The 18,245-nt window shown below is 49.6% G+C and carries 20 protein-coding genes; 3 read left to right on the top strand and 17 right to left on the bottom strand.

What is annotated here, in order from left to right; translation table 11 throughout:
- Positions 1-3: 3 nt before the first annotated feature.
- The 10 genes from ftsA to M8332_RS04555 all read right to left on the bottom strand — a co-directional run bounded on the left by ftsA (position 4) and on the right by M8332_RS04555 (position 10,201).
- Entirely contained in the window at positions 4-1,350 is a 1,347-nt protein-coding gene (gene ftsA / locus M8332_RS04510) for a cell division protein FtsA (protein WP_252779669.1), read from the bottom strand.
- A 96-nt stretch (positions 1,351-1,446) separates the two neighbouring features.
- Positions 1,447-2,247, bottom strand: a complete 801-nt coding sequence (locus M8332_RS04515; RefSeq protein WP_252779670.1) for a cell division protein FtsQ/DivIB — start codon at positions 2,245-2,247, stop codon at positions 1,447-1,449.
- A gap of 15 nt (positions 2,248-2,262) precedes the next feature.
- Positions 2,263-3,369, bottom strand: coding sequence for an undecaprenyldiphospho-muramoylpentapeptide beta-N-acetylglucosaminyltransferase (gene murG, locus M8332_RS04520; RefSeq protein WP_252779671.1), 1,107 nt, complete (start codon positions 3,367-3,369; stop codon positions 2,263-2,265).
- 2 nt (positions 3,370-3,371) lie between these two features.
- Entirely contained in the window at positions 3,372-4,748 is a 1,377-nt protein-coding gene (gene murD / locus M8332_RS04525) for a UDP-N-acetylmuramoyl-L-alanine--D-glutamate ligase (protein WP_252779672.1), read from the bottom strand.
- A 13-nt stretch (positions 4,749-4,761) separates the two neighbouring features.
- Positions 4,762-5,727, bottom strand: a complete 966-nt coding sequence (gene mraY, locus M8332_RS04530; RefSeq protein ID WP_435370788.1) for a phospho-N-acetylmuramoyl-pentapeptide-transferase — start codon at positions 5,725-5,727, stop codon at positions 4,762-4,764.
- A 38-nt stretch (positions 5,728-5,765) separates the two neighbouring features.
- Positions 5,766-7,913, bottom strand: coding sequence for a penicillin-binding transpeptidase domain-containing protein (locus M8332_RS04535; protein ID WP_252779673.1), 2,148 nt, complete (start codon positions 7,911-7,913; stop codon positions 5,766-5,768).
- Complete coding sequence (locus tag M8332_RS04540) at positions 7,910-8,284, bottom strand: hypothetical protein (RefSeq protein WP_252779675.1); 375 nt, start codon at positions 8,282-8,284, stop codon at positions 7,910-7,912. Before M8332_RS04540 ends, M8332_RS04535 begins: the two co-directional genes overlap by 4 nt.
- 11 nt (positions 8,285-8,295) lie before the next feature.
- Positions 8,296-9,240: a 16S rRNA (cytosine(1402)-N(4))-methyltransferase RsmH gene (rsmH, locus tag M8332_RS04545; protein ID WP_252779676.1), complete on the bottom strand. Its 945-nt coding sequence runs from the start codon at positions 9,238-9,240 to the stop codon at positions 8,296-8,298.
- An 18-nt stretch (positions 9,241-9,258) separates the two neighbouring features.
- A complete protein-coding gene (gene mraZ / locus M8332_RS04550; RefSeq protein WP_252779677.1) occupies positions 9,259-9,684 on the bottom strand; it encodes a division/cell wall cluster transcriptional repressor MraZ in 426 nt (141 codons plus the stop codon).
- Positions 9,685-9,805: 121 nt separating this feature from the next.
- Positions 9,806-10,201, bottom strand: coding sequence for a DUF3397 family protein (locus tag M8332_RS04555; RefSeq protein ID WP_252779678.1), 396 nt, complete (start codon positions 10,199-10,201; stop codon positions 9,806-9,808).
- Between the two features lie 89 nt (positions 10,202-10,290).
- On the opposite strand from M8332_RS04555, the gene M8332_RS04560 reads away from it, so the two are divergent.
- On the top strand, positions 10,291-10,413 hold the full coding sequence (locus tag M8332_RS04560; RefSeq protein WP_252750427.1) for a DUF4044 domain-containing protein: 123 nt from the start codon (positions 10,291-10,293) through the stop codon (positions 10,411-10,413).
- Between the two features lie 51 nt (positions 10,414-10,464).
- Here M8332_RS04560 and M8332_RS04565 read toward each other — a convergent pair whose 3' ends face one another.
- Entirely contained in the window at positions 10,465-12,804 is a 2,340-nt protein-coding gene (locus tag M8332_RS04565) for a DNA translocase FtsK (protein WP_252779679.1), read from the bottom strand.
- Between the two features lie 13 nt (positions 12,805-12,817).
- A complete protein-coding gene (locus tag M8332_RS04570) occupies positions 12,818-13,342 on the bottom strand; it encodes a tRNA (cytidine(34)-2'-O)-methyltransferase (RefSeq protein WP_252779680.1) in 525 nt (174 codons plus the stop codon).
- Positions 13,343-13,462: 120 nt separating this feature from the next.
- Here M8332_RS04570 and M8332_RS04575 point away from each other — a divergent pair, with 120 nt between their 5' ends.
- On the top strand, positions 13,463-14,044 hold the full coding sequence (locus M8332_RS04575; protein WP_252779681.1) for a copper homeostasis protein CutC: 582 nt from the start codon (positions 13,463-13,465) through the stop codon (positions 14,042-14,044).
- 18 nt (positions 14,045-14,062) lie between these two features.
- Here M8332_RS04575 and M8332_RS04580 read toward each other — a convergent pair whose 3' ends face one another.
- Genes M8332_RS04580 through M8332_RS04590 form a run of 3 tightly spaced genes read right to left on the bottom strand, consistent with a single transcriptional unit; the run spans position 14,063 to position 16,405 of the window.
- Positions 14,063-14,965, bottom strand: coding sequence for an RluA family pseudouridine synthase (locus M8332_RS04580; RefSeq protein WP_252779682.1), 903 nt, complete (start codon positions 14,963-14,965; stop codon positions 14,063-14,065).
- A complete protein-coding gene (locus M8332_RS04585) occupies positions 14,958-15,767 on the bottom strand; it encodes an NAD kinase (protein WP_252750432.1) in 810 nt (269 codons plus the stop codon). The genes M8332_RS04580 and M8332_RS04585 overlap by 8 nt, the downstream gene beginning before the upstream one ends.
- On the bottom strand, positions 15,767-16,405 hold the full coding sequence (locus tag M8332_RS04590; protein ID WP_252779683.1) for a GTP pyrophosphokinase: 639 nt from the start codon (positions 16,403-16,405) through the stop codon (positions 15,767-15,769). The genes M8332_RS04585 and M8332_RS04590 overlap by 1 nt, the downstream gene beginning before the upstream one ends.
- Positions 16,406-16,578: 173 nt before the next feature.
- On the opposite strand from M8332_RS04590, the gene M8332_RS04595 reads away from it, so the two are divergent.
- On the top strand, positions 16,579-17,136 hold the full coding sequence (locus M8332_RS04595; RefSeq protein WP_252779684.1) for a DsbA family protein: 558 nt from the start codon (positions 16,579-16,581) through the stop codon (positions 17,134-17,136).
- A 15-nt stretch (positions 17,137-17,151) separates the two neighbouring features.
- Here M8332_RS04595 and M8332_RS04600 read toward each other — a convergent pair whose 3' ends face one another.
- Together M8332_RS04600 and M8332_RS04605 are read right to left on the bottom strand one after the other, a co-directional pair.
- The gene (locus M8332_RS04600) at positions 17,152-17,679 is read right to left on the bottom strand and encodes a hypothetical protein (protein ID WP_252779685.1); all 528 of its coding nucleotides are present in this window, start codon (positions 17,677-17,679) and stop codon (positions 17,152-17,154) included.
- The gene (locus M8332_RS04605) at positions 17,676-18,221 is read right to left on the bottom strand and encodes a competence protein CoiA (protein ID WP_252779686.1); all 546 of its coding nucleotides are present in this window, start codon (positions 18,219-18,221) and stop codon (positions 17,676-17,678) included. Before M8332_RS04605 ends, M8332_RS04600 begins: the two co-directional genes overlap by 4 nt.
- Between the last annotated feature and the right edge of the window lie 24 nt (positions 18,222-18,245).

Genomic DNA, 18,245 nt, shown 5'->3' on the forward strand with positions numbered 1-18,245 from the left:
TGGTTATTCAAAGAAATTCTTGAAAGAGAAATTAAAGCCATCCTTTTTACGTTGTTTGGGTTCTTTCGGTTGCTTGCGCCGGGAAAAGAGTGAGAGTCCGCCTTCCTCCTCGGCTGGAGTAGGAGCTTGGTATTGGTCAGTAGCCGGCTGCTCAACCGCTTGGTCAGCTTGACTCGGCAACGGTGCGTCCACCGAGAAGACGGTGCGAATCACCTGATCAACCTCGCTCAACCCAGTTGCGTAGTTTACTAAGGCTAGTCCCAACGCAAAGGACGGGTGCCGCAGCCCCATTTTATCGGGAATGTACACGCGCACGTTCATGCCAAACGTGTTAGCGGCTAATTCCGCCAGCTTCGGCATGGAAGCGACCCCACCAGTCAATACGATTCCGCCGGGCATGCCTAGGGCATTGGCAGCGGTAAGTTTATCCTTTAAGCGACCCAGGATTTGATCCAAACGGGCTTCAATAATCTCAGCTAACAACTTTTCGTTGACCTTTTGGGGTTGACTCTGCCCGACCACTTCAACCGGAAATTCGTTATCAGCTACCGCCGCTTGCGCGTCGGCAATTCCATATTCCCGTTTGATACTTTCAGCATCCTTTAGTGATGTATTTAAAACGGATGAAATATCTTTCGTAATGTATTGACCTCCTTCGTGATCAACATCAATGTACTTCAATTCATGATCATGAATCACGGCGGCCGTCGATTGCCCACCCCCTAAATCAAGGAGAATGGTCCCAAAGTCTTGCTCTGAATCTGACAGGATGGTCTTACCCTCCGCTTCGGCACCGACCACTAGTTGGTCAATCGTAACCCCCGCTTTGGTAACGGCTTTGCGCACGTTGTGAATGATGGTCTTTGGACCGGTAATCACTCGGCCCTCTAGTTCCAACCGCGAGCCAACCATGCCCCGGGGATCAGCAATTCCATCGAAATCATCAATTTTGAACTCCTCGGGAATCAAGTTGACCACTTCGCGTTCCTGGGGCAGGTTGTTTGAAATCGCTGTCCGGGCAACCTCCATGATGTCCTGGTTGTCAATCTCATTTGCTTGGTCCTGTAAACTAATCATTCCTGAACAACGATCAATACTGATCAAGTCCGCTGGCAAGCCCACAACCACACTACTAATTTCGACTCCCGACTTAGTTTCGGCCTGATCGAGCGTCTTGCGAATGGCTTGTGCAGCTTTCTCAATGTCAACAATAATGCCACGACTGACGCCTGCAGATGGTTCATTGCCCACGCCGATCACATTCGTTTGCCCATCGATGGTCTGCGCTACAATTGCTTTAATTGAAGTGGTCCCAATGTCTAGGCCAACATAAATATCCGATTCGTTCATAATGCGGAGCCTCCCGATTACTTGTTAATCCTGCTCATTGTTAGTTAATATTTGTTATCAGTCTACCATATAAAGCCAAAAATGCGAAAGTGCGACCTAATTTAAGGGGGTCGCATATGCCCCAAATTCCATCTTAAGCACACTTGGTTGCTTTAAAGTTGGTTTGAGCTTGGGATAATATGTCAGTTGCTTGGCAAGCTGGTTCGTAAACGTGACCACCTGGTTGCCATCTCGCATCTGTAACCGGACTTTTTCCATTCCTGGTTGACTGGGTTCTTGGTGGATGGTTTGAATCTCTGCGACCAAGTTCGGCGCGAGCTTTCCCAACTGCCGGCCAATTAGTTGCAGCTCGCCACGTTGCTTAATCCCCTGAATGACGCAGGTTCGTTGTTGATCAACCTGTTTGGTTGCTTGGTGCGCAATTTTACCGGAAGAGTACAGGGCGTGAAAAACTCGCTGGTGTTCAATCATCGCTAGTGGTTTTTCCAGCTGCACCTGGATTTGTACCCGGTTGCCCGTCATCTGAAGGTTGACCTGCTTTACCTTGTCATTTTGCCGTTGCAACTGCCGTTCTAAAGCAGACCGCTTCCGCTGCACCACTTGCAAATTATCGCCTGGTTGCACTGGCAGTTGCTGGGGAAGCTGGTTCCGGGCCGGTTGGGGCGTGACCCGTACCGTTTGCACCCGACTGGCCGGTGAAGCTAGATAGCCAAAGTACAAACAGCCACTGAGTAATAACACCAGTAATGGACCCGCCACCCGCACGGTGGTGTGCCAGCGCCGGCGCTTGATGGCTCGATTTTTGCGACCCACCCGGAACCGCCGATGTTGCCATTTTTGGACGTGATCGGCCCGTAGTTGTTCGTTAAGGCGCTGATCTTGCTCTTTTTCATCCATGGTCTTGGTCCTTGTTTATTCGTGGTGCATTTGAATCGCTGTGCGACACACGTCAAGCAACCGATCGGCAGCATCCGGAACGCCCATTTTTTTAGCATTCTGTGCCATTGTTTGGCGCTGGTCCGGATGGTTCATCAGTTGATCAACCTTACTTAATAACGATGGTGCACTTAAATCTGCTTCCGTTTCCAGCAAAGCGGCGTGCTGCTTAACCAAGCTCATCGCATTCTTCGTTTGGTGATCGGCCGTTACGTACGGACTCGGGATCAAGATTGATGGAATCCCATCGGCCGTAATTTCAGCTAAGCTCGTGGCCCCGGCCCGCCCCACAATCAAAGCGACCTTGGGCAACACCTCTGGCATGTTATTAATGTACGGCAGCACTTTGACGTTAGCATTAATGGGCACCTTTTTTAACTGTTCCATGACTTCTTCATACCGCCGTTCTCCGGTTACAAAGACCACCTGGTAATCACGGTCATTAAACTTCGGAATGGCGGCCACCATCGCTTGATTTAACTTAAGTGCTCCCTGGCTACCCCCAAAGACAAGAACCGTTGGTGTTTCCGCTTGTAACCCCAGTTCGGTCCAACTAAACTGACTGTCAACTTCAGCAACTTGCTGGGCCCGGGGATTCCCCGTAAACACCACTTTGGCAGCCGGAAACTGGGCGCGGGCTTCTGAAAATGAAATCCCAACCTTATCAACGTAGCGACTCAAAAACTTGTTGGTCCAGCCGACCACGCTGTTTTGTTCGTGAATAACCGTCGGAATTCCCATTTTAGCCGCGGCATAGACCACTGCTCCGGAAACATACCCCCCGGTTCCAACCACAACATCCGGTTGAAACGTTTTAATCATTCGTTTGGCAGTCCGTACACTCTGTAAAAAGAGATAGACCGTTTCAAAGTTATAGAGAGAGAACAACTTGCGTTTAAATCCTTGAATCTTTAACTCCCGAAAGGCAATTCCCTTTTGCGGAACAATCTGTTTCTCTAGTCCCCGTTTTGAACCCACGTAGAGCACTTGAGCGCCCGCATCTTGGCGCTGCAAGTCTGCAACCAGAGCTAACGCGGGATAAATGTGGCCACCAGTGCCACCGCCAGAGATCATCATTTTCATTACTATTTTCCCTCCTGTTTGCCGGTTAAGCGTTCGACGTCGCTAATAAAGCGATCGCCCCGTTCTTCATAGTTAGTAAACTGATCCCAGCTGGCATTCGCAGGTGAGAGTAAAATCACATCGCCGGACCGACTTAACTGGTAGGCGGCCAAAACGGCTTCATCTAAATTCGAAACCACCTGGATCTCGCTCACCCCGGCCGCTTGTCCGGCTTGTTTTAGTAAAGCTGCCGTTTCTCCAAAGACAACGAGGGCTCGAACGTGGTCATGCAACTCCGGTTCGAGCTTTTCAAACGTATAGCCCCGGTCTAACCCACCGGCAATTAAGACCACTGGTTGGTGCATTCCGGCGAGGGCCATCTGGGTGGCCTCAATGTCAGTAGCCTTGGAATCATTGTAAAAATCCCGGCCATTGGCACTTAAAACGTACTGATTCCGATGACGCACCCCGCCAAAGTTGCGGAGGACTGCAACAATGGTTTCGGTTGCAACCCCAGCTAGTTTAGCAACTGCAATCGCTGCTAAGGCGTTTTCAACGTTCGGTTCTCCGGTCACCCGCATGTCAGCGGTTTTCATAATCAATTCATCGCGAAAATACAACTTCCCATTGCGTTGGTACGCGCCATCTTCATACTTCCCCTGGGCGGAAAATGGGACCACCATGGCGGCACTTTGTTGACTCAGTTGGCGCCACTCTGGTTGATCAAAATTCATTACCAAAAAGTCATCCGCGGTTTGGTTTTTCGTAATCTGCAACTTAGCAGCGACGTAGTTCGCCCGGGTTCCATGGTAATCTAGATGATTAGCATAAATATTCGTAATTACAGCAATGTGGGAATGGATGGTAGGCACGCCTAACAGCATAAAGCTCGACAGTTCCATGACAATGTCGTCGTTAGCCGTTGCCTGTTGCGCCACCTGCGTGGCCGGAATGCCAATGTTTCCAGCGCGATACGCTGTTCCATGCAGATTCCCGGCCGCTAGCATCTCCGTAATCATGGTAGTTGTAGTGGTCTTACCATTACTTCCAGTCACAGCCACAATGGGCGCACTTGCAACTTCTGCTGCAAGTTCGACCTCACAAATAATGGGAATCTGCTTTTGCCGCGCCGCTTGGACAAGCGGAACCGAATAGGGAATTCCTGGGTTTTTGACCATCACGTCGGCATCTTCTACCAACGAAACTGGTGACTCCCCGGCAACCACCTGAACTCCGGCCGCCACCAGCTGCTGATAATCAGCAATTTCTGCAGCTGGTTTGGCATCCGTGAGCGTAACGCGGGCGCCTAATTGCACCAATAATAGCGCTGCGTTGGTCCCACTCATTCCAGCCCCAAACACGAGCACCTGTTTATCTTGATAAGTATTAATCTTTCGCATCTGCCGCTCCTACCTAAATCATTGCTAACACGCCAGTTACCGCCGTAAATAAACCAACGGCCCAAAAGACGAGGTCGATTTTCCATTCACTCCAGCCCAGCATCTCGAAACTGTGGTGAATCGGGGTCATTTTAAAGATTCGTTTTCCGGTCAACCGGAACGAACCTACTTGTAAAATGACACTCAAAGTTTCCAACACAAACACGAGTCCGACCCACAACAGTGATAATTCGTGGTGTAGCAAAATGGAAACGGCTGCGAGGGCAGCTCCCAATGCTAAGGAGCCCATGTCACCCATAAAGATTTGCGCGGGCTTGTGGTTGAAAACTAAGAAGGCTAACACGGCGCCCACGACAGCCCAGCAAAACAGTTCGACTTCGTACTGTCCCTGAACTTGGGCAACAATTCCGTATGCGGCAAACGCAAGCGCACTTAACCCACTGACCAAGCCATCTAAGCCATCGGTCAGGTTAACCGCGTTAGAAAAACCGGTTAACCAGATTACTACAAACACGACGTAGAGCAAGCCGAGGCTGATTTCTCCAGCGCCCATAAAGCGTAATGACATTGGAAAGCCAGCGACGTAGTAACCGGCCGCAAACACTAGGGAACCAAAAACCTGCAGGGCAAATTTTTGCCACGCCTTAAACCCTTCGTTTTGACGCCGAAACAGTTTAATACTGTCGTCCCACATTCCGATTAAACCAAAGAACAACAACACAAACAATAAAATCAACAGAATCGAGGTCAATTGGTGGGTGAAGAATCCAATTACTACCCCCGTTAAAATAATGGCGGTCACGAAGCCTAAGCCTCCCATGGTTGGGGTACCGCTCTTCTTTTCGTGCCAACTGGGACCCTCTTCGCGAATCATCTGGCCCTCTTTGTTAGCGCGAAAGTATTTAATTAACACCGGCGTAAACCCGAGCGTTAAACAAAAACCCATCACGAGGGGAATCAATCCATCCGTTATTTCCATTGCGTTCCATTCCTTTCTTGTTCTGTTCGTTATTAACCTTAGTTAAGGGCGACATCCAGAGTGGCATGCTCGGCAAAATCCTGGTTTGGTTTAATACTCTGATCCTTTACGTGTCCCGTACCATTGTAATTCACTTGCAGGTTAACGAGCTGGGCCAGTTCTTCGACCTCTTCCTTACTCCAGCCCGTCAAATCAGGCATTTTCATTTGGCCGTCGGTGCGTAACAGCACCCGGGAACTCAAATCCGCTGGGGCTTTCGGCGCCGGGCTTTGTTGCTGAACGGTCGCCCCCGTGCCAATCACAACGGAATTCACCTTTTGTTTTTGTAATGTCGCCTGGGCCGCAGCAACCGGTTGCTTGGTAACGTCTGGTAACGGTGTCAGCTTTTGTTTCGCACGCTCATTATCGAGCGCTTTTTTCATGACAACGTTAAAAATCTTGGCAATTTCTTTGGTAGCACTCTGGGAACCCAATTGCGGTTGCTTCATCGTCACGTACATGATGTAGCGCGGATGTTTAGCTGGCGCCATCCCGGCGACTGAATACAGATAACTATCGTTACCGTTTTCGTACTGACCATTAGCATCTGTAACTTGCGCGGTCCCCGTCTTAGCGGCAACCCGATAGCCATCGATTTGAAAGTCATGCCCAATTCCATAATTCTTGTACACAACATCTTCCATGTGCTTACGCATTTGTTGCGCCGTCGTAGCCGAGATTGGATGGCCGACGATTTTCTTCGGATACCGTTTCAGCACTTTTTGATTTTTGGCATCCGTGACCTGATCAACTAAGCGCGGTCGAATCATTGTCCCATCATTAGCGATGGCCGTAAAGCCCTGCATCATTTGCAGCGCCGTTACTTGAATCCCCTGTCCAAACGCCGTATTGGCCTGTTCGATTGGGCGTTCAAACTGCATTACACCATGCGATTGTTGGTCAAAGTCAGAGGTATTATTTTGCAATAGCTGGAACCGGTTAATGTAATTTTTCCAGGTCTTTGGTCCCATGTTCTCTTCTAAGTGAGCCATGGCAACGTTACTCGACAAGGCAAAGCCCTTGTCATAAGTAATCGTTCCCCAACCGTTCCGATTCCAGTCCGGCACAATTTGATTCCCAATGTGATAAATTCCCGATTGATAAGTATCAGAACCCCGGTAATGACCACTATCAATTGAAGCGGCCATCGTGAAGATCTTCATGGTCGAACCCGGTTCGTACAAGTCCTGCGTTAACGTGTCCCGCCACACCTTACCTAGTCCTTGTCCGGTTTGGGGATTAAAGGAGGGCCGTTGGGCGGCGGCAACGATTTTCCCCGTCTTGGCATCCATTAACATAGCATTTAGAACCTTGGGATGGACATCACTATCAACCTGACTCATTTGGTTTTCTAGCAATAATTCGAGACTCGGATCAATCGTGGTATGCACGTTCTTACCGTTGCGAGGCTTTTTCTCGGTGGCTTTTTCGGACGGAATTTGGTACCCGTAGTTATCGTGTTGACTCTTTTTTAGGCCATCTTGCCCCTTCAGGTCCTTTTCAAAGGTCCGCTCAATCCCCATTTGTCCGACTAACTGCGGTTGCTTAGTCTTTTGATCAACCTTCGCACTAGCCAGGCCAATCAAGTGGGCGGCAAACATCCCGTTCGGATACATCCGGGCCGGTTGTGACACAAAGTTCAGTCCGGAAAGCCGGGCTGCCTGAAGCTTTTGCTTAGTTGACAGCGAAATGTTTTGCCCCGCGGCCCCAAACTCAACTTGGAAACTCTTGTGCTTGGGCGTTAACACTCGGTAGGCTTTTTCGTATGAAATGGGCAGGTTGGCTGCGAGCACCCGGGCCGTTTTCGCTTTATCCTGCACGTACTCCGGCTGCCCCGTTAGACTCTTTTGCTTATGGTCTAACACGGCATAGAGGGAATAGGTGTTGGTATTTTCTGCTAACGGCTGTCCCGTTTGGTCGTAAATGGTCCCGCGCCGGGCATGCATCACACTAGTTTGATTATAAAGTTTCTGAGTCCGATCCGCTAGGTTAACCCCATTGGCCGTTTTAAAAATGGCCTTTTGCGCAAAAAAGATGACAATCAATCCAAACACAACCACCACAAACACCAGCAGGCTTTTCCCCGCCAGACGTCGTGTTTTGATCGCCCTTCGTTGATTATTCATCTCTGTTTGTTTCTCACTCATCGACTAACATTCCTTACGGTTGCATCTGCGATTGAAAGCTGATCCTGCTTCACCACGTGGTCAATGGCCTTCATTTGTTTCCCATCTAGTTCCTGCTGATAGCTCTGGTTTTGCTGATTAATGCGGGAACTCTTGGTCGTTACGGTTTGCAACGAGCGCTGGGCCGCATTTAAATTATTCTTGGCACTAACCACCGCCACCATCATGAAAACGACGAGTACTACGCCAACAACCATGATGGTTTTTTCAAACGGCGAAAGCCGGAGATGACCCTGTGCCTCCTGGCGTTCTCGTTGTGCTCGTTGCTGTTGAAACGATTTTCGTGAATATGTACTTGTACTTTGTTGTTCCAAGAGTCCATTCTGTGACACGGTACTTCCTCCTATCTAATTCTTTCGATAATGCGTAACTTGGCGCTATGCGAACGATGATTTTCCGTTTGCTCCGTGCTGCTGGGTAAAATCGGTTTCTTTTGCACCAGTCGAAAATGGGGTTGTAACTCGGGGGGGATCACCGGTAAATTGGGCGGTAAATCCACAATTTCGGTTTCTTCTTTAAATAACCGTTTTACCAAACGATCCTCTAGCGATTGAAAGGTAATCACTGCGAGCCGCCCCTGTACACTTAACAGTTCTAACGCCTGCTCAAGGGATTCCTCGAGGGCCCCTAACTCATCGTTCACCGCAATGCGAATGGCTTGAAACACCCGTTTAGCGGGATTGCCCCCGTGGCGTCGGGCGGCAGCGGGAATGGCGGTTTTCACCAACGCGGCTAATTCCGTCGTGGTAACAATTGGGTGTTCACTGCGAACCCGTTCAATTTTTCTGGCAATTGGCTTCGCAAACTTTTCTTCGCCATACCGAAAGAAAATCCGAACCAAATCAGCATATGGCCATTGATTAACGACTTGGTAAGCATCCAAAGTCTGGCGTTGGTCCATTCGCATATCCAAGCGGGCATCGCGCTGATAACTAAACCCGCGTTCTGCATCATCAAATTGGGGGGAAGAAACCCCTAAATCATAAATAATCCCATCGACTTCTGTGACTCCTTCTTTGGCCAGGTCCGGTTTCAAATTACGAAAGTTATCATGAATAAAGGTCACTGCCTGGCGCTCTAAATCCGTTTGTAGGTGAGTTTGGTTGTAGGTAATTGCGGCTTGATCTTGATCAAAGGCGTACAGATGGCCGGTATTTAACTGCGAAAGGAGCCGAGCACTATGACCCCCACCCCCAAGGGTGCAGTCCACATAGGTTCCAGCGGGGTTGACTTGCAAGCCATCCACCGCTTCCGCTAATAATACTGTCTCGTGCTTAAATTCCGTCATTAATCCTAACTCCTACGGTTAAAAATCCAATAAATTCTCAGCAATTTCGTTAAAGTCATCCTGAGCTTGGTCGTTATAGCGATCCCATCGCTCCGCATCCCAAATTTCAAAACGCTTTGAAACTCCGGTTAACACACACTGTTTTTGCAACTTGGCATACTTGATCAGGGGTTCCGGGAGGTTAATCCGACCCTGCTTGTCCAGCTCACACTCCGTCGCTGCGGAGAAAAAGAGTCGCGCAAAGGTCCGGGCATCCCGCTTATTAAACGGCAGATGGTCAATTTCTGCCTGCACCTGCTCCCATTCTGCCGGTGGGTAGCCAAAGAGACAGCCGTCTAGTCCGCGGGTGACCATAAACTGCGGACCAAGCTGTTCACGAAACTTAGCGGGAATAATGAGGCGTCCTTTCGTGTCAATATTGTGACGATATTCACCAAGTAGCACTAGTAAGACCCCCAATCCCCTAAAACTAATCTCAGTCTACCACAATCTCCCACTTGCAACCACTTAATTTAAATTCTTTCCCACAAAAAAAGTAGCATGAGAACATGTGTTCTCATGCTACTTAGAGCCGAATTCCAATTTCATAAAAGAGGGCAATCACGTAACCAAGGAGCCAATATAAATCTCCAATCCGCCACCAAATTATAAAAAAATGTTTGAACAAAACTTCACCATCTTTGAATAATTGCCCCAATAGAACAACCATTCCAATTACACACCAGCCACAAAGTAGGGCTGGAAGCCAGGTATTGCCATGCTCATCAATGGTCAAAGTCGGCATTACAACCATGGCAAACAGTGGCCACAGATCCAGCAGTCGCAGCCGCGGTAGTACCTGCCGTTTCAACAACCGGCGTACGAGACTGATGATTAAAAGCGCGCCAATCAAGCCCAGAACCGGGACGAGTTGCGCCTGAAACAAGCTACCAATTTGCTGGGGAACTTGCACCAAGTTCATGAAAATCCTCCTTCATATCCCATTTGCAAAGACTGCCCGACACCTTTAGAATTAAACAGAACCATTCTTAATGAAAGTGAGGGTCAACTTTGACAAAGTGGAGAGATAAAACAACCTTTCAAAAAATTCTGTACGTGTTCGTTTGGATCATGATTATTGTCACCCTAGCCGGGGTGGTTTTAGGATCAGCACTTACCCTATTCGGAAGTTAACCATCCAGACCTAATGCTAGTTAAAAAGGACTGAAACCCCTTCAGTCCTTTTTAGTTTGCAGACGATTCATCAGTAGGGGGCTGTTTATAAACCGTGCGCGGCGTACTTCCGCGTTGGGGGCTCACGTAGCCTCGCTGTTCAAAATCATCAATGATCCGAGCCGCCCGATTGTAGCCAATCCGAAAGCGCCGTTGCAACATTGAGGTGCTAGCTTTGCGCTCATGCACCACATAGGCTAGCGCTTCATCAAACAATGGATCCTGCTCTTCGGCCTCCGATTCGGCCTCAAGTTCTGCATCCGTGACCACGAGGTTCTCATCATACTCGGGAGCACCCTCGTTTTTAGCCGCAGCAATCACCGCCTCTACATCGGTATCCGAAATGTATGAGCCCTGGACCCGGTTGGGTTTGGTTTGTCCAATTGGCTGGTACAGCATGTCACCACGTCCCAGGAGTTTTTCCGCCCCGTTGGCATCTAAAATCGTTCGCGAGTCGGTTCCACTGGAAACTGCAAATGCAATCCGGGAGGGCACGTTCGCCTTAATTAACCCCGTAATCACATCAACGGAAGGTCGCTGGGTCGCGAGCACCATGTGCACCCCGGCCGCCCGACCCATCTGAGCTAGCCGGATGATGGCACTTTCCACCTCATTGGAAACGGTCATCATCAAATCAGCCAGTTCGTCAACGACCACGACGATGTACGGTAATTCCGTTTCGGTTGTCGCTTCTGTTTGACGCTTTTTCCGAATCATCTCGTTATAACCGTCAATCTTACGCTGACCGTTATTCGCAAACAGTTCGTACCGTTGTTCCATTAAGTTGACAACTTTATTCAGCGCCCGCGCTGCCTTCTTCGGATCGGAAACGACCGGCGCCAGCAGGTGGGGAATCCCGTTGTAAACCCCGAGTTCTACCCGTTTGGGATCGATGAGCATCAGTTTGACCTGATCGGGATTGGCTTTTAATAACAAACTGGTCAGCATTCCGTTAATGGCAACTGACTTACCGCTCCCCGTCGATCCCGCAATTAAGAGGTGCGGCATCCGCGTCAGATCACAAGAAATCACCTGACCGTTGACATCCTTGCCAAGGGGCACGCTTAAAATCCGCTGCTGGTCAGCCGCCGTTTGCTGTTCAAAGACCTCCCGAAAGGAGACGGTGGCGACTTTTTGGTTGGGAACTTCAATTCCAATCAAAGACTTCCCAGGAATGGGCGCCTCAATCCGGATGTCCTTGGCGGCCAAAGCCAGCGCCAGATCATCACTTAAGTTAACAATCTTACTGACCTTCACCCCAATCGCCGGTTCCAATTCGTATTCCGTCACCGATGGCCCAATCCGGACGTCTTTCACCTGGGCATCAATCCCAAAGCTCTGCAAGGTCGAGTGGAGTATTTCAGTATTATGAGTAGCGGTTTGTGATTCCTGCTTTTGACTAACCGGTGGAACCTGGTCTAAAAGATCTACCGTGGGCAATTGATACTCGGTAGTCGGCGCATCCACATTCGCAGTAGCAACGGGCGGAGCTGGTTTGTCACGGACTGCTGGTTGGGGTTGCACTTCACTAGCAACTTGAATGCGAGGAGCCATCGGAGGAACAGCTACATTCTGGTCCGCAAGATGTGGTTCGTCAGCGGACGTGGTCGGCTGGGGCGTTACCGGTGGTTCCGGCGTAGACGGCTGTGATTTGGCAGACGTCCGGGCAGTTTGCCGGGCGCGCTGGTGTCTGTGCCAAGCGGATTGACTGGCCTTTAGCCAGGCATGGACCCACTTTGCCACCACCTGCCCCACCTGAACTACATTAACCCGGAACAGTAAGAGAACCCCGGTTAGTATCAATAGGCCCGCAATGATCGTTGCCCCGAGCCAGGAAAATAATTTAACACAGCCAGCTAGCAGGACGGTCCCAATTAAACCACCCCCTGCATTAGCATGCACTTGACCCCGCATTAGGTCGGAAAGCACGGTTTCCCACGTAATTTGGACAAGTTGGACGTGAATCCCTAACCCGTTGAACAGTAACAGGGACGCTCCTAACAAACTCCCGGCACTAAGACAAAGCAAACTCAGCCAACTTCGCCCACTAATCTTCAAGCGGGGAATTGCCAACAACCACCAGATTCCCACCAGTGCTATCCCAATTAAGAACACGGGATAGAGATTGCCGACCGCCAACCGGGTTAAATTAGCTACCAATGCCCCCACGAGCCCCAGCTTGAAGATCCCTAACCCGGCTAAAGCAAAAATTAGTAATCCAAGCCAGTTTTTCCGGTCCTTTGCAACCACCGTTGCTAACCGGTGCCAGCTACTGGGAGTCCGTTTGGTTGGTTTACGTCGGGTTGTTTTCTTGCGTGTTGTTCGTTTGCGCGTTGTTTGTTTAGCCGCCACCAGAATCCCTCACTTACTCCTTAAAATCCTTTAGTTTATCGTGTTCATAGGTATGGACCCGTTCTAACCCCGCAAACGATTGCTGCCGCAAGGCCTCATAAATAACGATGGCACAGGTATTGGACAGGTTCAAAGCCCGAATGTGTTGGTCATCTTGGGGAATCCGCAGGGCCTGCTCAGCATAGCGCTGTTCAAACCGTTCCGGTAAGCCCGTGGTTTCCTTACCAAAGATAAAGTAGTAATCCGGTTTGGGATCGTGATAATCCGGATCCGTATAGGTCTTTGTCCCAAACTTCGAAATTAAAAACATGTGCTCTGGCTGGGTCACCGTTTGCAGGAACGCCGGCAGGTTTTCGTGGTACCGAATGTCAACTTTTTCCCAGTAATCCAAGCCAGCGCGTTTCAAATGCTTATCATCAACGGAAAAACCAAGGGGTTTGATAAGATCTAACACGGTATCAGTCCCGGCACAGGTCCGCGCAATGTTTCCGGTATTCGCGGGCATCAGGGGTTCAAATAAAACAATGTGATTCGTCATGATTTCTACTCTTTCTATCTAAACTTTAGGGGTTTATTATAGCACACTTGTTCGCCTTGTTTCGTCACAACCGCAAGTAGCGAGGCATCATGATATGATGGCAATAGGAGGATGATTAAAATGCAAATTGAACCTTTAATTACCACGTTTCAAGAAGTGCCCGCAGCAACAACCACCGCAACGCTTCGGGTGGCACTCGCTAACCACCAGTTAACTCCCAGCCGGGGGTTAATTGCTGAAACCGTCCGGTATCTTCACGAACACGAAACTAGTTTAGACGTCCTGGTCAGCGCTGCTCCTGAGCGCAGTGCGTGGAATGATGCCGAATTAAACCTGATGGAGTCAGACCTGTTTACCTGTCAGGAACTCGGCGCAGACGGTGTCATCATTGGGGCGACCACGAAGACCGGCCAGCTTGATTACGAAGGCTTAGCCGTTTTAATTGGCGCCGCTGACGGCATGGAACTCTTCTTTTCACCGGCGATCACCCAACTTCCGGAATCCGAATGGGAAACTGCCTTTGCGTGGCTGAGCGAGCAACAGTTTAGTGGCATCGTTGCCGCAGATCATTTAGCCGCGTTAGCCGAGGCCCTCACCGCATTTCCGACCTTACAATTAATTCCACTGGTTGCAAGCGAGGCGGAGCAGGCAACCGTTAATAACCAGTTACACCCCCAACGCATCATCACACCCCTTCGTTGATGAAACAAAAGAGCTTTCCTAACCGGGAAAGCTCTTTTTTGGTTGCATCAACTGCCGCAACTCGGCTGGCCACGGGGTGGTAACCGCAATCATTTGCTGCCCTAACTGATCCCAAAAGGCCATCCGGTAACAGTGAAGCGCCTGATGGTCTAACTCGTGGTTGGTGGGGTTATACAACCAGTCCCCCACTAACGGTAATCCAAGGGCGGCAAAGTGAACCCGAATCTGATGGGTTCGCCCCGTGTGCAGGCGAATTTTAACCAGCGTGTGCTGACCAGTTCTTGCAACCCGCCAAAATTCAGTTCGTGAGTACCGGCCGGTCGCCAAGACCATCCGGGCTAAAAACGACCCCGGTTTTTGCCCAATCGGCAACACAATGGAAGCATGCTCGTTGACGATCCGCCCCGTTACCACAGCTACGTATTCCTTGCGCACACGATGTTGCTGTAACTGCCGGTCAACCAAAGAGTGCGCAAAACTATGCTTTGCAAAGATCACGGGTCCACTGGTCCCCCGGTCTAATCGGTTCACGACGTGAATGACCCGATTTTCAGTTTCTTGGCGACAATAATACCCGAGCACCCGGTTCACCAGTGTGTCGTTAGGATACAGGTGGGAAGGCACCGTTGCCACGTTAGCGGGCTTGTTTACGATTAAATAGTTATCATCCTCAAACAAAATCTGCACCGGATGGTGTGACACCTGCAAGTGGGGATTTTGGGGTTCGGGAGGCAAGCAGAGGGTAATCTGATCCCCAGGCTGTAGCATCGTGTGGGGATACCGGGGGTGCTGATTAACCAAAATCGTGCCTCCATGAAACTTGATGCGTTTTAATTGTGAACGGGTCACGCCACGATGCTTCAAAAAGGTGTGTAATTTCAGCGGGGTGGATTGGTGATTAACCCAGTGAAACTCAGTCATTCAGATCTTCCCCGATAAAGGAATTCCCAACCCGCTTCCAGAAGTGCGTGTGCCGGTACTTAGCAAAGTAAATCCGCCGCTCAGAAATACGGTAGGTGATCGCCTTAATGGGTCGGTCTTTAACTAATAATTGATCACAGGTTAACACGTTGTGCAGAGAAACATTCGGCACAATGGTGAGTTCTTCTGAAGGCGGAATAATGATTGGAGAACCAATCGTTCGAAAGACCCGGTTGTTAATCGAGGCCATTTCGGCCACTTGCACCGCATTAAACTTCGGCGAGATGATCGCCCCACCCACTGATTTATTATAAGCGGTCGAACCGGTGGGGGTAGAAATACAGAGCCCATCGCCCCGGAAGTTTTCAAATAACTGGTCCTTGATGTAAATCTTTCCGACCATCGTTCCAAACAGTTTTTTCACCGTGGATTCATTTAGGGCCAGCATGTAATCTGGTTCACCCTGGTCTGAATACTCCACCTTAATGTCTAGGAGCGGATAACTAACACTCTGCCCGTTATCCCGTTCCAAACTGGAAACCAACTGCTCTACCTCGTTATCCCGCCAGTCCGTATAAAACCCTAGGTGCCCCGTGTGCACCCCCACAAAGCGAATTTTTTCTACCAAGTCTTTATAATGGTGAAACGCCGATAGGAGGGTTCCATCCCCGCCAACCGAAATTACAACCTCGGGATTTAACTCATCCAGTTGCAATTGTTGGGAGTTATTAATTAGGTTAGATAATGACGTTGCTACCTCTGTAGACGTCGGATTGTCATTACCAAAAATTGCAATGCGCATCATTGTTCTCCTTTATCATCCTTTATTGCTTCATCCTCATCTGCATCCGCAGCCGCTAGTTCATGATGAATTTGTGACATTTCTTCATCGAGTTTAAACGCCGTCTCAGAGGCCGCCTGCAGCCGTTGATGCACATCGGGGGGGAAAACATCCGGATGCTTATAATTGAGTGAATGTTCTAACGTTGCCCAGAAGTTCATGGCGAGGGTCCGAATCTGAATTTCCACGAGGATCTCACGCTGCCCCGTCACCAGTTGCAACGGGTACCGAAACACGATGTGATACGAGCGGTACCCACTCTCCTTTTCGTTGTTCACGTAGTCTCGTTCCGACACAATCTCGACGTCATTACGACGGCGCAGTAGTTGCACTACCTCATAGACATCATCTAAAAAGGGGCACATGATTCGTAGGCCACAGAGATCTTCCATATCTTCCGTCAAACGTTCCGGCGTAATGTTACGCCGCTTCATTTTTTCTTGAATGCTTGCCACCGATTTAATCCGACTCGTGACAAATTCAATCGGCGAGTGCTCATCTTGGAGCTGAAACTCCTTCCGAATTCCGCGTAGTTTTACTTTCCATTCTTTTGCGGCTTGTTGGTAGGGAAACAAGAGTAATTCCCAATTTTGCGACACAAAACCACCTCATTTACAGTTGATAATGTCATGATACCATACCCACCCCGCGCGCTTTTAACTTTCAGAGACAAAATCATTGAATTTTGGGCAAAATTTGGTATTCTTGATAATGCATCTATATTATAAAGTTTGTCTTAAAAACCTTAAAAATTCAGAAAGGAGCGTTCGGGATGATTGAAATGTACTTATTTGTTGCGCCGACCTGTCCGAGCTGTCTCACAGCGGAACGGGCAGTTACCAAAGTAGCTGACGGCTTAACACAGAAAGTCCGCGTCAAGTTCATTCCCTATCTACAACTTGGTGTCATTAACAATTCCGAGCAACAAATTGATTACCAAATAATGTTAGATTACAAAGCAGCGCTCTTTCAAGGGTGTAAAAAGGGACGGATGTTCCTCCAACACTTACAAACCCAAATCATGAAGCAAAATCAGGCTTATTCTGCAACGTTGGTTACTGCCGCTGCACAAGCCACTCACTTGGATTTAGAAATGTTCCAGGAAGACCGCCACTCTGATTTACCGCTATCGGCGTTCAAATCAGACCAAGCCCTCATCCGTGAAATGAACGTCCCCAGCCACGATAATTTGGTTATTTTTAACTGCTCTAGCTGTGCCAACGGTTTACTTGTTAAGGATTTAGATTATGCTCATTTACATAAACTCTGTGACAAGATGGAACAGCAAATGCAACCGGCAACAGATAATCCCAACCTACGGGTGCTTTAAAAAGACTAGCGCATGCTAGTCTTTTTCTTTTGCCCTAATTGCTCGTTCCTTCTGTTGTTCAGTTCCAAACCAGGTTATCGGCCGGATCTGGTGCACCTGTGTTCCCTGCCACCGAATAACTTGCTGGTGCTGGAGTGCACCAATCAAGGCCAGCACCATGGCTTTCAGGACTGACCGTGGCGCTTTGACTAGGGGCACCTGCACAGCCCGTGCAAGCTCGTCCACGACCACGGTTAAATCAAGAGTGTGCTGTTCTAAGGCTAACACGCACTCGATCCGCCAGCCAAGCCACCAGGCATAGGTCTGAAACGGGGGCACCCGGCGGGGATAATGACATGCGACTGGGCAGCCTTGCAATAAGTGATGAGCTTGATAACAGCGAGTTTGCACGGCCAACCAGGGAGATCGCTTCCAGGCCAATTGTCGCCCGATCCACCGGCTAACCACGCTTAGCGACGGATTATAACAGGTCACCGCCTGGGGTTGCTCCCAAAAAGTGGTCAACGCGTGCCAGGTGGTAAACTGGCGCTCTTGAAACGTCAACCGGTGTCAACCCAGCTTAAGTGGTACCGAACCACGAATCGCTGTTCGTGAACTAACAAGAACAATAAATAATACCCAATTGTCCGCCGGTAAGCCACAAATTTTAACACACTGGGGGCTTCCGGCCGGCGTTGCCAATAGGCACGCCCGAGGATCCATTCAGAATGAATGGCACACTGTTGGTAGCCCTGCACCCGCTCTGTGAGACGCGTCAGTGAAATCGGACTACATTGAAATTCAAGGGCGTTGCCGGGCGACAAGAACACGTCCGGACGCTGTTTGATGGTCGGTAAATACCATTCCAGCACTGCCCTGGTACAACGACCGCCTTGGTGCCACAAGAAGAGCTTGCCCTGCAGGTGTTCGAACGTCTCTGGAGCCCCACCAGAACAAGCCTGGCCTGTCCGATGGGCAAAGTGAGCGATTTTAATCCGACCCCGCTTTAAAATTACCGGGGTCTGACACCCTGGACAGACATAGTTAGACCCTGATGCAGCTTGGGTCGCTAAGACCCGGTGACCATTTTGCAACGCAATTAACACAATCAGCACCCTTAGTTAAGGTAC

Source organism: Fructilactobacillus ixorae (assembly GCF_024029915.1).
Classification (GTDB): Bacteria; Bacillota; Bacilli; order Lactobacillales; family Lactobacillaceae; genus Fructilactobacillus; species Fructilactobacillus ixorae.